Origin of the sequence: Amycolatopsis sp. NPDC024027 (assembly GCF_040638975.1) — a bacterium.
GTDB lineage: Bacteria > Actinomycetota > Actinomycetes > Mycobacteriales > Pseudonocardiaceae > Amycolatopsis.
Genome location: NZ_JBEZYY010000002.1, coordinates 687,208 through 700,883, shown reverse-complemented (window position 1 = coordinate 700,883; position 13,676 = coordinate 687,208). Strand labels below are relative to the sequence as shown.

The following is a 13,676-nucleotide window of genomic DNA, read 5'->3' as shown; positions in this document are numbered from 1 at the left end:
CTAGTGTTCCTCGCGCGGGCGGGCGTCCCACGCCTTTACCAAGGTAGAGAGGTCGCCGGGCAGCGTGACGTCCGGGAGACCTTCCTTGCCCTTCAGCCACGGCCCGAGGGCCTCGATCGTCTCCTCGTCGAGCCCGCGGCGGGACAGGCCCACCACGTTGACGCCGGTGACGCGGGCCGGGTTGCCGACGGCGATGGTGAAGGCGCCGATCTCGCGCCGCACCGCCGAGCCCATGCCGATCATCGCGCCGGGGCCGATCACGACCTTCTGGTGCAGGATCGCGCCCATGCCGAGGTTCGCGCCGTCCCAGATGTGGCAGTGGCCACCGGTGACGGCGTTGGAGGCGATCGTGACGCCGTCGCCGACCAGGCAGTCGTGCGCGATGTGGGAGTTGCGGAGGTAGTAGCCGTCGCTGCCGACCGTCGTCGTCCGCCAGGTCCCTTGGTGGACACTCACGTACTCGCGGATCCGGTTGCGGCTGCCGATGACGACGCCGTGGCCGTCGTGGTCCGGGTCACCGGTCGGGGCGTCTTCCCAGGCCGCCGGGTGCGGGCGGCTGCGGTCCTCGCCGGGCGTGCCGATCGTCACGTGCGGGCCGATCCAGTTCCCGTCGCCGATCCGGACCGGCCCGGCGAGCACGGCGAACGGCCCGATGACGTTGTCCTCGCCGAGCTCGACGCCTTCGCCGATGACGGCGGTCGGGTGGATGCGGTTGGCCACGGGCGGGTATCCGTTCGTCGGCGGCTGGGTACTGGGCGTGCCATCGCGCCCGGTAACGTGTGGCCCGCGTTGTTGCAGGGCAGCCGGGCGCAGAACCGGCGGCTCACTGTACCGGACGCGCCGAAATCGCCTGCCGAGAGAGACTGCCCATGATCCCCATCACCGTGGTCGACGTCCGCGACGCGGAGGACCTCGTCGTCGAGGTGCTGCGCTCCGGCGCCATCGCACAGGGACCGATGGTCAAGCGCTTCGAAGACGCCTTCGCGGCGGTCTCCGGGACGAAGCACGCGATCGCGGTCAACAACGGGACCACCGCGCTGGTCGCCGCGCTCCAGGTGCTCGACCTGCGGCCGGGCGACGAGGTCATCACCTCGCCGTTCACCTTCGTGGCGACGCTGAACGCCATCCTCGAGGCCGGCGCCACCGTCCGGTTCGCCGACATCCGGCGCGACGACTTCGCGATCGACCCCGACGCCGTAGCGAAGGCTGTGACGGACCGCACGAAGGTCCTCATGCCGGTGCACCTCTACGGCCAGACGGCCGACATGGGCAAGCTCGCGCCCCTGGCCGCCGAGCGCGGCCTGCACGTGATCGAGGACTCGGCGCAGGCCGTCGGCGCGTCGTTCGAAGGCAAGCCGGCCGGCTCGTTCGGCATCGGCTGCTTCTCGCTGTACGCGACGAAGAACATCACCACCGCCGAGGGCGGCGTCATCACCACGGACGACGACGCGCTGGCCGACAAGCTGCGCGTGCTGCGCAACCAGGGCATGCGCGCCCGCTACCAGTACGAGGTGGCCGGGCACAACTACCGGATGACCGACCTGCACGCCGCCGTCGGCATCCCGCAGCTGGCGAAGCTCGACCAGCTGACCGCCGCCCGCCAGGCGAACGCGAAGCGCCTGTCGGAGGGCCTGGCCGGTACGCCGGGTCTCGACGTCCCGCAGGTGCTGCCGGGCCGCGAGCACGTGTGGCACCAGTACACGGTGCTGGTCGGGCCGCACGCGTTCCTGTCGCGCGACGAGCTCGCCGCGGCGCTGACCGAGCGCGGCATCGGCAACGGCATCTACTACCCCAAGATCGTCTTCGACTACGACTGCTACGCGGGTCACGACCTGATCCCGGGCGCGCGCGTCGAGGACTTCCCGGTGGCTCGCGCCGTTTCGGAGCAGGCGCTGTCGCTGCCGGTGCACCCGCACCTGACCGAGTCCGACCTGGACACCATCATCGAAACCGTTCGCGAGGTACTGGGCGCATGACGCATCGGATCGCTCTGGTCGGTACCGGGAACATGGGTTCCCTCCACGCCCGCGTGCTCGCCGGCAACGAGCGCGTCGACCTGGTCCGCGTGATCGATCCGCGCGAGGAAGCGGGCCGGGCCGTCGCCGAGCGGTACGAAACGAAGTGGACGCCGGAGATCGGCGAACTGTCCGATGTGGACGCCGTCGTGCTCGCGTCGGCCACCGAGGTGCACTACGACCTGGCGCAGGAGATCTTCCGCCAGGGCAAGCCGATGCTGGTCGAGAAGCCGGTCTGCAACAGCTTCGAGAAGTCCCAGGAAATCGTCTCGCTGTCGGCGAAGAACGACATCCCGCTGATGTGCGGGCTGCTGGAACGCTACAACCCGGCGGTGATGACCGCGCGGGCGCTGGTGCAGGAGCCGATCCACCTGATGGCCCGCCGCCACGGCCCGTACGCGCCGCGCATCAAGACCGGCGTCGCGTGGGACCTGCTGGTGCACGACGTCGACCTGGCGATCCAGTTCTTCGGCGGCGCGACGCCGAAGCGCGTGACCTCCGGGGCGGGCTACTTCCACCCGCAGTCGGCCGACGGTGCCGAGGACACCATCGAGACGGTGCTGTCGTTCCCGACCGGCCTGGCCACGGTGTCGGCCTCGCGGCTGGGGCAGCGGAAGGTCCGGTCGCTGATGGTGTCGGAGCTCGACCGGCTGATCGAGATCGACCTGCTGCGCCGCGACGTCACGATCTACCGGCACATCTCGCACGACTCCGTCACCCCGGACGGCCTCGGCTACCGGCAGCAGACGGTCATCGAGATCCCGGAGCTCGTCACGGCCCGGGAGCCCCTCGCCACCCAGCTGGACCGCTTCTGCGACCTCCTCGAAGGCAAGATCGACGCCGCCACCGAGCGCGACCTGATCCTGCCCTCGCACCACGTCGTCGAGCAGGTCCTGACGCAGGCCGCGGCCTAACTCACCGGCGCCGGGAACGCAGCGGGGCTCCGGCGTCCGCCGGGGCCCACCGCGCGGACGCCGAAGAAGACGTTGTCCTTCGACAGATCGATCTTCGCCGTCAGCGCCGGGCCGGCGTCGACGGCGTGCGTCCAGTCCGGGGCGGTCGTTTCGCGCCAGACGACCTCGTAGCTCGTGGCGCCCGGCGTGGCGGTCCAGAGCAGCTCGGAGTCGTTCGTCAGCGCCGCCGTGCGGATCTTCACGCCCTTCGGCGTGCCCGGCGCGGTGGCGAGCGACCACAGCGCGGCGCCGTTGACCCGCGCGACCCGGGCGATGAACGGGAAGTCGCAGAACTCCGGCAGATCGCCGTACTGGACGCCGTTCTCGACGCGGACGTCCTGGTGCTGGTGCGCGAAGTCCTCGTTCGGCTCGGTGAACCGCGCCGCCGGGTAGCCCTGTTCCAGGAAGCCGATGTGGTCGCCGCCGCGGAGGTAGCGGTCCCGGCGGTAGACGACCCGGACGGTCATGCCGGTCGCGTCGTTCTCCGCCACGGACTTCACGAACCGGGCCAGCTGCCGCGGCGGGGAGTCGTTCTCGCCGCCGATGCTGCGGCGCAGGTTCGCCTCGGCCGGGGTCTCGGCCGTCGGGACGCCCTCCGCGAAGAGGCGGACGGTGAACGGATCGCGCGTGCCGTCGTCGGCGCGGCTCGAGCCGACGATGTCGTCGGTGAACATCGCCTGGACGTCGGTGCCGGCCGCCTTGAACTGCTGCGCCAGGTACCGCGAGCCGTACAGGCCCTGCTCCTCGCCCGCGACGGCGGCGAAGACGATCGTCGCGGCCGGCTGCCGGGTCGAGAGCACCCGGGCCAGCTCCAGGACGAGCGCGACGCCCGAAGCGTCGTCGTCCGCGCCCGGGGCGTCCCCGGTGAAGTCCATGACGTCGGTGCGGCGCGAGTCGTAGTGCCCCGAAACGACGTACACGCGGCCGGGATCGGTGGACCCGCGCAGCGTCGCGACGACGTTGGTGATCTTCGTCGGCACCGGGATCCGGTCGGCGGGTGGCTGGACGTACGACTGCAGCTCGACGCTCAGCCGTCCCCCGGAAGCCGCCGCGACCTGCTGGAACTGCGCGAAGAGCCAGTCGCGCGCGGCACCGATGCCGCGGACCGGGTCGTCTTGGGCGGACAGCGTGTGCCGGGTGCCGAACGCGGCCAGCCGCCGCACGGTCGCTTCGATCCGCCGGTCATCGACCTGGCGGAGCAGGGCGCGCAGTTCCTGATCGGGACGCTGCGGGCGGACCGGGACGCCGGGCCCGCGATCGCCGAGTTCGGCGGCGCCGGCCGGAGCGGCGGCCACCACGCCGAGGGCGGCGGCCGACGCGGTGAGGAACGCTCGTCGAGAGGTCACGATTCACGTCTTACGCCCGCACCGGGTGGGCGGGTACCGCCTACTTGGTGAGCCGCTTGCCGACGGCGTCGTAGGCGATCAGCGGCGTCAGGACGGCGGAATCGGGGACGGCCTCGGGGTCGAACCAGAAGATGACCACGCCGGGGTCCGCGGTCCACTGGGCCACGTGCGCCTCGACGGTCCGGCCGTGCACCGTGGTCGTGATCTTCGCCGCCGGACCGGCGAAGTAGCCGAAGACCGGGATGAGCTGGTCGCGGATCACCTCGCCGCCGTCGGTGGCGTGGAAGCCGAAGGACCGGTCGGAGCCGCGGAACTCGTTCGTCGCCAGCACGGACTGCAGCGAGGCCCCTGACCGGAAGCCGGCCACCAGGCCGAACCGGATGCCCGGCAGCTCCGGCGCGTCGACGGCCCGCGCGTAGAAGACGAGCTCGCCCGACCGCGTCCGGATCCCGGTGCCGATGACCTCCCCGATCGGCTGCTCCGCGGGCGGCGCCGGCGACGTCGTGGACACGGCCGGTGCCGGCGCGGGCGGCTGCGCGACCGGCGCGGACGCGGGCTGCCGCAGCTGGATGGCGAGCACCACGACGAGCACGACGGCGGCCGCGGCGGCGACCCCGGCGGTCCCGGTCAGCAGGCGGCGGCGACGCCGCAGGCGCGTGCCGTCGGCCATGATCCTGGCCAGGTCGGGCTCGGCGAAGGGCTCGCCGGGCGGCTGCCGGAGAGCGGCGCGGAAGTCGTCGAGCTCGTTCACCGCCCGCTCCTCCCGATCAGCGTGCCCTCGGGGTCCGCCGCTTCGAGCCGCAGCTTGGCCAGCGCCCGCGAGTTCGTGCTCTTCACGGTACCCACTGAAACGCCGAGCTCACGGGCCACCTCGGCTTCCGGCAGGTCGAAGAAGTGCCGGAGCACGACGACGGCGCGTTCGCGGGCGGTGAGCGTCTTGAGCACCGCGGTGAGCCACGCGCGCTGGGTGACGGCCTTGTCGACGTCGAAGCGGTCCTGCTGCTCGGGCATGGCCTCGGTGGCGTACTCGCGGATCGGGCGCCGCCAGCCGTCGATGACGTGGTTCACCAGGACGGTCCGGGCGTAGCCGTAGGCGTCCTTGTGCCGGACGCGCGACCAGGCCGCGTAGGTGCGCGTGAAGGCGGTCTGGGCGGCGTCCTCCGCCTGGTGGCGGTCGCCGGTGAGCAGGAACGCGGCGTGCGTGAGCCGAGCCGACGACGCGCGGACGAACTCCGCGAACTCCTCGTCGCCACGCGCCATGCGTCACCTCGTTTCGTCCTTCCCAGCGACGGCCGGCGCGCCGGAAGGTTGCTTCGTGGATCTTGTGAGCGTACGCCGAGGGTGACGAAACGTTGTGTAACCGATATCTTGCGCTCGGTCACTGAGTACTAAATTGTCCAGCGTACGGAGCGTGCGGATCCGTGCGTGGGACTTCGCCGCCGGGAGGATCGGGCGGTTTCACGACGGCGGCGCCGGCGTCCGGCGCCGGCGCCGCCGTCATCCACGTCAAGGCCGCTGGGCGCGCCGGGTGGTGAGGGCGTTGAGGTCGATGGTGAGCGGGCTGCCGGCGAACTCGAGTTCGGCGACCCCGGAGAACTCACCGAAGTTCTCGTACTCCCCCTCGATCAGCCGGTAGGTGATCATGCTGATCGGGGAGTCGAGGTCGACGATCCAGTAATGCTCGATGCCGGCCTCGGCGTACTCGGAGAACTTGGTGACCTGGTCCGTGCGCCGGGTGCCCTCGGACAGCACCTCGATCACCAGCCGGACGTCACCGGCATCGAGCCGCGCAGGATTGGTTTCCACCAGGAAAGTCGGTGCAACGACCACATCGGGTGAACGGACGGTCAACGGCGCTTCGGAAACGACAATCTCGACTTCGCTCAACGCCCAGTAATCGTCCGCAAGCTGCTCGTTGATCAGGTAGCCAAGCCGCGTAACAGCAGACTGGTGGAACGGCATCGGACGCGGCGCCACGATGAGAACCCCTTCGACCACTTCGACCTGGTACTCCGGCGTCTCCGGCAGGTTGATCCAGTCGTCGAGGGACAGAAGATCGTGAGGCCATTCCATGACGCTCATCCGCCTTCTCCCCATCATCGGTTACTGGACGTCATCTTCTCACGCCAGACTGCCGTATCGCTACTCCGCTGAGTAGTCGCCCGATGGGGCTCCCCAGCCCGAAATGTTCTGCCCTTGTGACTCCGCGATCTCCCGGCGGCGGGCGTTCTCCGCGCGCACCCGGTCCACTTCGGACTGGATGTACTCGTCGTCGTACCGCTGGAACACCCGCGCCGGATTGCCCGCCACCAGCGTCCGCGGCGGAACGTCCTTCGCCACCACCGAGTTCGGCTGGACCGTCGCGAAGTCGCCGATCGTCACGCCCGCCATGATCACCACCAGGCCGCCGATGAAGCAGCCCTTGCCGATCTTCACCGGCTTGCGCTCGATCAGGTCGCTGCCCGAGTGGTTCTGCAGCGTCATGTTCGCCAGCCAGCTCGAATGCGTGAAGATCAGCGTGTTCAGGCCGATGCTGGTGTGCTCGCCGATCTCCAGGCCGCCGCTCGCGTCGAGGGCCGCGCCCTCGCCGATCCAGCAGTGCTCGCCCATCTTGAGGTTCTCGGGGCTGATGATCTTCACGCGCTCACGCACGCGGCAGCTCGACGGCAAGCCGTAAAAAGCAGCGCGCTCGGCGTCGTTCATGTACTGCGAGACGAGCTCGGTCAGGATCTGCGGGCGCAGCCGGTGGCTGCGCTCGTCATCGAAGAACATCGGCTTCCGACACCAGCTTTTCGAACGTGCGGAGGTGCTCCTCCGCGACGACGTCGAGGCCGAAGTTCGCCCGCACCAGCTCGCTCTCGCGCTGCGCGATCAGGGCCCGGCGATCCGGGTCGTCGAGCAGCTCGATCACCGTGCGCGCCACGGCTTCCGCGTCGTCCGGGCGCACGAGCAGCACGTTCTCGCCGTTGCGCAGCTCGATGCCCGGGTAGTTGTCCTCGGTGACCGACGCGATCGTCGCCGTGCCGGACAGCATCGCCTCCAGCGACGCCGTGCCGCAGCCGCCGTTGAGGTCGTGCGTGACGATGTCCGCCGCCGCGAAGTACGCCGGGACGTCCTCCTTCGGCACCGCGCCCGTGACGACCAGCGCGTCCGAAACCCCCAGCTCCGCCGCCCGCTTGAGGAACGCGTCGTGGTACACGCGGCCGACGACGACCACCCGCACCCCGGGGTGCTTGTCCAAAATGGACGGCAGCGCCTCGATCAGCGGCAGCCGGTTGCGCAGCGGGATGACGTGGCCAAGCGACACGATCAGCGGCGCGTCACCGATCCCGTGCTCCGCGCGGACGTCCTTCGTCACCGGCTTCGCGAAGTGGCCGGTGTCGACGGCGATCGGGAAGTACTCGGAGTTCGCGTCGCTGGTGCCGTAGCGGTCGACGCAGTAGTCGACGCCCAGCTTGTCGAGGATGACGTACCGCGGCTTGATGTAGGCGAGCATCGGCCGCACGAGCACCGCGTCGAGCAGCCGGAACACCCCGCCGTACAGCTTGTTGTCGCTGATCAGCAGCGTGTGGATGGTCAGCAGCGCCGGGACGCCGTGCCGCCGCGCCCAGATGCCGGCCAGCCACGACAGGTCGAAGAACTGGCCGTGCAGGTGGATCGCGTCCGGCTTGAACTCGTCCAGCAGCTTCCACAGCCGCCGCCAGTTGCCCGGCCGCAGCGACGCGAAGCTCATGTCGAAGTCGATCGACAGGCCGACCTGCGGCATCTTCACCGCCGGGAAGCGCACGACGCGGTAGCCGTCGCGCTCCTCCTCGGCCGGTGCCTCGCCGTAGGCGGCCGTGATCGCCAGGACCTCGTGCCCGGCCGCGGCGAACTGGGCCGCGAGCGAGGCTGCCATGTGCGCGCTACCACCCACGCGCGGCGGGAAGAAGTTGTTCACCACCGCGATGCGCATCGCACGCCCCTGGGCCGGCCCCGCGGTGGTTGTCACTCCGTTTCCTTGACCAGATCCCGCATCCCGTCTTCGACGGTGATCCGCGGCTCCCAGCCCAGCACTTCCCGCGCCCGGCCGATGTCGGCGGCGCGGCGCGAGACCAGCACGTCACGCTCGTTGAACAGCGGCTCGACGTCGACGCCGACGGCCTCGATGAGGATCTTGGCCAGCGCCGCGATCGACGTGTCGATGCCGGTGCCGATGTTGATCGGGAGGTTCGCCTTCTCCGACTCCAGCGCCGCGACGACGGCGTGCGCGAGGTCGGTGACGTGCACGAAGTCCATCGACTGGTCGCCGCGGCCGTCGATGATCGGCGGCTGGCCGGCGCGCAGGCGCTGGATGAAGTGGTTGATCACCGACGTGTAGTAGGCCTCGATCTTCTGGCCGGGGCCGTACACGTTGAAGAACCGCAGCGCGTTCCAGGACAGGCCCTTCTGGCGCTCGTAGAAGCCGAGCAGGTCCTCCCCGGCGCGCTTCGAGATGCAGTACGGCGTGAGCGGGCGCAGCTCGTCGTCCTCGTGCATCGGCAGCCGCTTCGGGTCGCCGTAGACCGACGCGGTCGAGGCGAACACCAGCCGCTCGACACCCTCGTCGGCGGCCGCGGCGAAGACGTTGTGGTTGCCGATCATGTTGATGTCGATCGACTCGTGCGGGTCGGCGATCGACTTGTTGATCGACACCGTCGCGAAGTGGATGACGTGCGTGCAGCCGCGCATCGCCTCGCGCACCGCGCCGCCGTAGCGGACGTCCTTCTCGACCAGCTCGACCTGGCCCGTGGCGACGAACTCGTTGACGCGGGCGCGGTCGCCGCGGGTCATGTTGTCGAAGATCCGGACCGTGTAGCCGCCCTCGAGCAGCAGCGGGATCACGTGCGCGGCGATGAACCCGCCACCCCCGGTGAAGAACACCTTCTTGTCGGACACCAATTTCTCCTCGGTCGGGGGCTTCAGGACAGGGACTGCACGGCTTCGCGCACGACCTCGGCGACGCGGGTGACTTCCGCGTCGGTGAGGTTGGCGTGCATCGGGATGGCGAGCTGACGCGCGAACGCGTCGGCCGAAACGGGCAGCGGGGCCTGAGGCCCGTAGATCGGCTGCAGGTGCGAGGCGTAGGTGCCGAAGTTGCACTGGACGCCCTGTTCGCGGATGCGCATGGCGAGCGTGTCGCGGCTGACCTCGGGTGCGACCGTGAGCAGGTACGCCTGCCACGGGTGCTCGCGGTCGGGCAGCTCCACCGGCACGGTCAGCGCGCCGACGTCCGCGAACGCCTCGTGGTAGCGCTTCGCGACCGAGCGGCGGGCGGCCAGCAGGTCCGGCAGGCGGTCGAGCTGGACGTTCATGATCGCGGCCTGGACGTCCGAGAGGCGGAAGTTGTAGCCGAGCTCGTGGAACTCCGGGATGGGCAGCGTGTCCGAGCCTTCGCGGCTGATCGCCGGCTCGATGCCGTAGGTGTGCAGCTTGCGGGCGTGCGCGATGAGGTCTTCGCGGTCGGAGACCAGCGCGCCGCCCTCGCCCGCGGTGATGCCCTTGCGGCCGTGGAAGGAGAACGCGGCGAGGTCGGCGAGGCTGCCGGCCGGTCGCGTCTTGTACGTCGCCCCCGCGGCGCAGGCGGCGTCCTCGAAGAGCCAGAGGCCGTGCTTGTCGGCGATCGCGCGGTACTCGTCGAAGTCACCGGGCTGGCCGGCGACGTCGACCGCGAGGATGCCGACCGTCTTCGGGGTGATCAGGGCTTCGACGTGCGCCGGGTCCGCGCTGAAGACGTCCGGGCGGATGTCGGCGAAGACCGGCTTCGCGCCCGCCTGGACGACGGCGTGGCCGGTCGCCGGGAAGGTGTAGTCGCCGACGATCACCTCGTCGCCCGGCCGGACCCCGAGGACTTTCAGCCCCAGGAAGAGCGCCGAACCGCAGTTCGCGGTCGTCAAGGCGTGCGCCGTGCCGGTGACCTGGGCGAAGCGCTCCTCGAAGCGGCGGCACGCCGGTCCGGCACCGGCCAGCCACCCCGACCGGAAGACTTCGGCGACGGCAGCGAGCTCCTCTTCGCCCACGGTGGGTTGACCTAGGGCAATGCTCTCGGGCGACATACCTCTCCCATTGCGTGGGGACCCGGCGAAGTGTATAGACGCACGCTCAGGTGATTCACAGCCCCACGCCGAACTCCCCTTTGGAGTGACGCTTCCCCCAGGTCGGGGACGTCCTAGGCTGGTCTCCATGCGATTCGGGGTGCTGGGGGCCGTCGCCGCGTGGGGCCCGAACGGCACGCAGGTGGCGGTGGGCGGCCCGCGGTCGCGGACGCTGCTGGCGCTGCTCGCGCTCGAGGCCGGCCGGTTCGTCCCGGCCGACCGGCTGATCGACGGCATGTACGGCGAACACCCGCCGGACGGCGCCGCGAACGCCCTCCAGTCGCAGGTGTCGCGGCTGAGGACGGCGCTGAAGGACCTCGCGCCGGTCGAGTTCACCGCGGCCGGCTACCGGCTGGCCGTCGCACCGGACGAAGTGGACGTTCACCGCTTCGAACGGCTCACCCGGGCCGGCCGCGCGCTGCTGAAGAACGGCGAGCACGGGCGTGCCGCGGAGGTGCTGGGCGAGGCGCTGGCGTTGTGGCGCGGGCCGGCGTTCACCGACCTGGCGGACGCGCCCTTCGCCGCCACGCAGGCCACCCGGCTCGAGGAGCTGCGCGCGGACGCCGCGGACGACCACGTCGAGGCCCGGCTGGCGCTCGGGCAGGCCGAAGACGTCCTCGCCGGCCTGCGGGAGACCGTCGCCGGACAGCCGCTGCGGGAACGGCCGCGCGCACAGCTCGTCCGCGCACTGGCCGCCGCCGGACGGCCGGCCGACGCGCTCGCCGCGTTCGAAGACGCCCGCCGCACGCTGGCCGACGAACTGGGCGCCGACCCCGGTCCCGAGCTCGCCGAAGCACACCTCGCGGTGCTTCGCGGCGAAACGGAGAAGCCGGTGCTCCCGGCGCTGCCCGCCCAGCTGACCACCTTCGTCGGCCGCGACGCCGAACTGCGGCAGGTCGCGGAGCTGCTGGACCGCAGCCGGCTCGTGACGCTCACCGGCCCGGGCGGCACCGGCAAGACCCGGCTGGCGGTCGAGGTCGCCGCCACCCGGGCCGGTCCGGTGGCGTTCGTCGAGCTCGCCCCGCACGGCGGCGCCGACGTCGCCGGCGCGGTGCTGGCCGCGCTCGGCCTGCGCGAGAGCTCACGCGGCGGCCCGCAGGACCCGGTCGAGCGGCTGGTGCCGGCGCTGCGCGACCGCCCGGTGCTGCTGGTGCTGGACAACTGCGAGCACGTCGTCGAGGTGGCGGCCCGGCTCGCCGCCCGCCTGCTCGCCGCGTGCCCGGGGCTGCGCGTGCTGGCCACCAGCCGCGAGCCGCTCGGCATCACCGGCGAGCAGCTGGCGCCGGTGCCGCGGCTGGCCGTCCCGCCGCCCGGGACGGCGGCCGCGCAGGCCGCGGAGTTCGCGGCCGTCCGGCTGTTCGCCGAGCGCGCGGCCGCCAGCGATCCCGCGTTCGCGCTCGACGAGTCGACGATCGGCGACGTCCAGCACGTCTGCGCGGCCCTCGACGGCCTGCCGCTGGCCCTGGAGCTGGCGGCGGCCCGCGTCCGGACCCGGTCCCTCGGCGAGATCGCGGCCCGGCTCGACGACCGCTTCCGGCTCCTGGCCCGTGGCAGCCGGACGGCCGAAGCCCGGCACCGCTCGCTGCGCGGAGTCGTCGAGTGGAGCTGGGACCTGCTGACCGGCGAGGAACGTTCGCTGGCCAGGAGACTCGCGGTGTTCGCCGGCGGCGCGAGCGCCGCGGCCGCCGCCGAGGTCTGCGGCGCGGACATCGACCTGCTGCCCGAGCTGGCCGACAAGTCCCTGGTGGAAGCCGTCGACGGCCGGTTCCGGATGCTGGAGACGATCCGCGCGTTCGGCGGCGAGAAGCTCGCCGAAGCGGGCGAGGCAGAGACGTTCCACCGCGCGCACGCCGAGTACTTCCTGCGGTTCGCCGCGGAGGCGGACCCGATGCTGAGGACCGCGGAGCAGCTGGAGTGGCTGGCGCGGATCGACGCCGACTACGACAACATCCTGGCCGCCCTCCGCTGGTCGACCGAGCACGACGTCGCGCTGGCGCTGCGGCTGGTGCCGCTGCTCGCGATGTACTGGTGGATGCGCGGGCGGCGGTTCGAGGGCGCCGGGCTGTCGCTGGCCGTGGTTTCGCGGTGCTCGCCCGAGCTGCGCGAGGAGTACGTCGAGGAGTTCCTGGTGTGCGTGCTCGGCGCGCTGGCCGGGCAGCCGCACGAGTCGCTGGAGCAGTACCTGCCGCTGGTCCGCCGGTACGCCGCCGACGGGGACTGGGCGCCCCGCAACCCGATGCTGGTGATGCTGCTGGGCGTGGTGGTCGGCCCTCCGGGCGACGACGCCGAGCTGCTGGGCCGCGGCAAGAGCCTGCTGGCCTCGGGGGACGCGTGGGGCTGGGCGCTGCTGCCGATGGGCACGGGCCTGCGGTCGATGATGTCGGGTGACCTGGCGGGCGCGGAGGAAGGGCTGCGCGAAGGGGCGGCGCAGTTCCGCGCGCTGGGCGAGCGGTGGGGCCTGTCGATGGCGCTCGATCACCTGTCCCAGCTGCTGACCTGGCGCGGCGAGTACGCGGCCGCGTTGCCGCTGATGGATGAAGCGCTGGGCCTGATGCACGAGATCGGCGCGACGGACGACGTGGCGGACCTGATCTGCCGCCGGGCGTGGACGCACCTGCTGTCGGGAGACCACGCCCGGGCCCGCGCGGACTACGAACTGGCGGCGGCCACGGCCCGCCGCTCGGGCATGCCGGAATCCCGCGCGGCGGCGTACGTGGGTTCGGCGAACCTGGCAAGGCTGTCGGGCGACCTGGCCGCGGCCCGGGAGCTGTGCGAGCGCGCGCTGGCGGAGTGCGCGGGAGGCTCGTTCGCGGCGGAGTCGGTGCGGGCGACGGCGTTGATTGCCCTGGGCTGGCTGGCCTTGGCGGAGGGTGACCGGCCCGCGGCTGCCTCGTTGCACCGCGCGGCGTTGTTGATCGGACGGCAGTGGAACGCGGGCGACGTGGTGGCGTTCGCGTTGGAAGGTCTCGCGGGAGCGGCCCGGCCCTCGGAGGCGGCGGTACTGCTGGGCGCGGCGGCGGCGGTCCGGGGCACGGCGATCGGCGGCGATCCGGACGTGACGGCGGTCCGCGGGCGGCTGGTGGCGTCGCTGGGGGTGGACGGGTTCGAGCGGGCGTATCGGACGGGGTTGGGGATGAGTGCGCAGAAGGCGCTGGAGCACTCGATCGAGGGAGAGGTGTCCACGAGTTCGGACACGTAAATTGCCCCCATGCCGAAGACGGACGATTCCCAAGCGTTCATCGCCCGGCT

Annotated in this window: 12 protein-coding genes; 3 read left to right on the top strand and 9 right to left on the bottom strand. The window is 71.5% G+C overall.

The genetic code is table 11. The features are described 5' to 3' along the window. Positions 1 to 720 carry a UDP-N-acetylglucosamine acyltransferase gene (locus AB0F52_RS08215; protein WP_360166092.1) on the bottom strand — a complete coding sequence of 240 codons (720 nt, stop codon included), beginning with the start codon at positions 718 to 720 and terminating at the stop codon, positions 1 to 3. Between the two features lie 149 nt (positions 721 to 869). Between AB0F52_RS08215 and AB0F52_RS08210 the strand changes: the two genes are divergently transcribed. Both AB0F52_RS08210 and AB0F52_RS08205 read left to right on the top strand, forming a co-directional pair. Next, a complete protein-coding gene (locus AB0F52_RS08210; protein ID WP_103341628.1) occupies positions 870 to 1,976 on the top strand; it encodes a DegT/DnrJ/EryC1/StrS family aminotransferase in 1,107 nt (368 codons plus the stop codon). Next, positions 1,973 to 2,929, top strand: a complete 957-nt coding sequence (locus tag AB0F52_RS08205; RefSeq protein ID WP_360166088.1) for a Gfo/Idh/MocA family oxidoreductase — start codon at positions 1,973 to 1,975, stop codon at positions 2,927 to 2,929. The genes AB0F52_RS08210 and AB0F52_RS08205 overlap by 4 nt, the downstream gene beginning before the upstream one ends. Here the strand turns inward: AB0F52_RS08205 and AB0F52_RS08200 are convergent. The 8 genes from AB0F52_RS08200 to AB0F52_RS08165 form a co-directional block, all read right to left on the bottom strand. Then, a complete protein-coding gene (locus AB0F52_RS08200; protein WP_360166085.1) occupies positions 2,926 to 4,314 on the bottom strand; it encodes a M20/M25/M40 family metallo-hydrolase in 1,389 nt (462 codons plus the stop codon). The genes AB0F52_RS08205 and AB0F52_RS08200 overlap by 4 nt on opposite strands. 40 nt (positions 4,315 to 4,354) lie before the next feature. Further along, positions 4,355 to 5,065 (bottom strand): hypothetical protein, encoded by a 711-nt coding sequence (locus AB0F52_RS08195; protein ID WP_360166082.1) that lies wholly within the window; start codon positions 5,063 to 5,065, stop codon positions 4,355 to 4,357. Beyond that, on the bottom strand, positions 5,062 to 5,574 hold the full coding sequence (locus AB0F52_RS08190; RefSeq protein WP_360166079.1) for a SigE family RNA polymerase sigma factor: 513 nt from the start codon (positions 5,572 to 5,574) through the stop codon (positions 5,062 to 5,064). Before AB0F52_RS08190 ends, AB0F52_RS08195 begins: the two co-directional genes overlap by 4 nt. Positions 5,575 to 5,820: 246 nt before the next feature. Then, positions 5,821 to 6,396, bottom strand: coding sequence for a Uma2 family endonuclease (locus tag AB0F52_RS08185; protein ID WP_360166076.1), 576 nt, complete (start codon positions 6,394 to 6,396; stop codon positions 5,821 to 5,823). Between the two features lie 60 nt (positions 6,397 to 6,456). Further along, a complete protein-coding gene (locus AB0F52_RS08180) occupies positions 6,457 to 7,086 on the bottom strand; it encodes an acyltransferase (RefSeq protein WP_360166073.1) in 630 nt (209 codons plus the stop codon). Beyond that, entirely contained in the window at positions 7,073 to 8,269 is a 1,197-nt protein-coding gene (locus AB0F52_RS08175) for a glycosyltransferase family 4 protein (protein ID WP_360166642.1), read from the bottom strand. The genes AB0F52_RS08180 and AB0F52_RS08175 overlap by 14 nt, the downstream gene beginning before the upstream one ends. Before the next feature lie 32 nt (positions 8,270 to 8,301). Next, positions 8,302 to 9,231, bottom strand: coding sequence for an NAD-dependent epimerase/dehydratase family protein (locus AB0F52_RS08170; RefSeq protein ID WP_360166070.1), 930 nt, complete (start codon positions 9,229 to 9,231; stop codon positions 8,302 to 8,304). 23 nt (positions 9,232 to 9,254) lie between these two features. Beyond that, a complete protein-coding gene (locus AB0F52_RS08165) occupies positions 9,255 to 10,388 on the bottom strand; it encodes a DegT/DnrJ/EryC1/StrS family aminotransferase (RefSeq protein ID WP_360166067.1) in 1,134 nt (377 codons plus the stop codon). A gap of 127 nt (positions 10,389 to 10,515) precedes the next feature. Here AB0F52_RS08165 and AB0F52_RS08160 point away from each other — a divergent pair, with 127 nt between their 5' ends. Next, positions 10,516 to 13,626, top strand: coding sequence for a BTAD domain-containing putative transcriptional regulator (locus AB0F52_RS08160; RefSeq protein ID WP_360166064.1), 3,111 nt, complete (start codon positions 10,516 to 10,518; stop codon positions 13,624 to 13,626). Positions 13,627 to 13,676: the final 50 nt, after the last annotated feature.

Excerpts from the sequence above, each read along its gene's own strand:
- AB0F52_RS08210 (WP_103341628.1), top strand. The coding sequence starts at position 870 with ATGATCCCCATCACCGTGGTCGACGTCCGCGACGCGGAGGACCTCGTC.
- AB0F52_RS08205 (WP_360166088.1), top strand. The coding sequence starts at position 1,973 with ATGACGCATCGGATCGCTCTGGTCGGTACCGGGAACATGGGTTCCCTC.
- AB0F52_RS08190 (WP_360166079.1), bottom strand. The coding sequence starts at position 5,574 with ATGGCGCGTGGCGACGAGGAGTTCGCGGAGTTCGTCCGCGCGTCGTCG.
- AB0F52_RS08185 (WP_360166076.1), bottom strand. The coding sequence starts at position 6,396 with ATGAGCGTCATGGAATGGCCTCACGATCTTCTGTCCCTCGACGACTGG.
- AB0F52_RS08180 (WP_360166073.1), bottom strand. The coding sequence starts at position 7,086 with ATGTTCTTCGATGACGAGCGCAGCCACCGGCTGCGCCCGCAGATCCTG.
- AB0F52_RS08175 (WP_360166642.1), bottom strand. The coding sequence starts at position 8,269 with ATGCGCATCGCGGTGGTGAACAACTTCTTCCCGCCGCGCGTGGGTGGT.
- AB0F52_RS08165 (WP_360166067.1), bottom strand. The coding sequence starts at position 10,388 with ATGTCGCCCGAGAGCATTGCCCTAGGTCAACCCACCGTGGGCGAAGAG.
- AB0F52_RS08160 (WP_360166064.1), top strand. The coding sequence starts at position 10,516 with ATGCGATTCGGGGTGCTGGGGGCCGTCGCCGCGTGGGGCCCGAACGGC.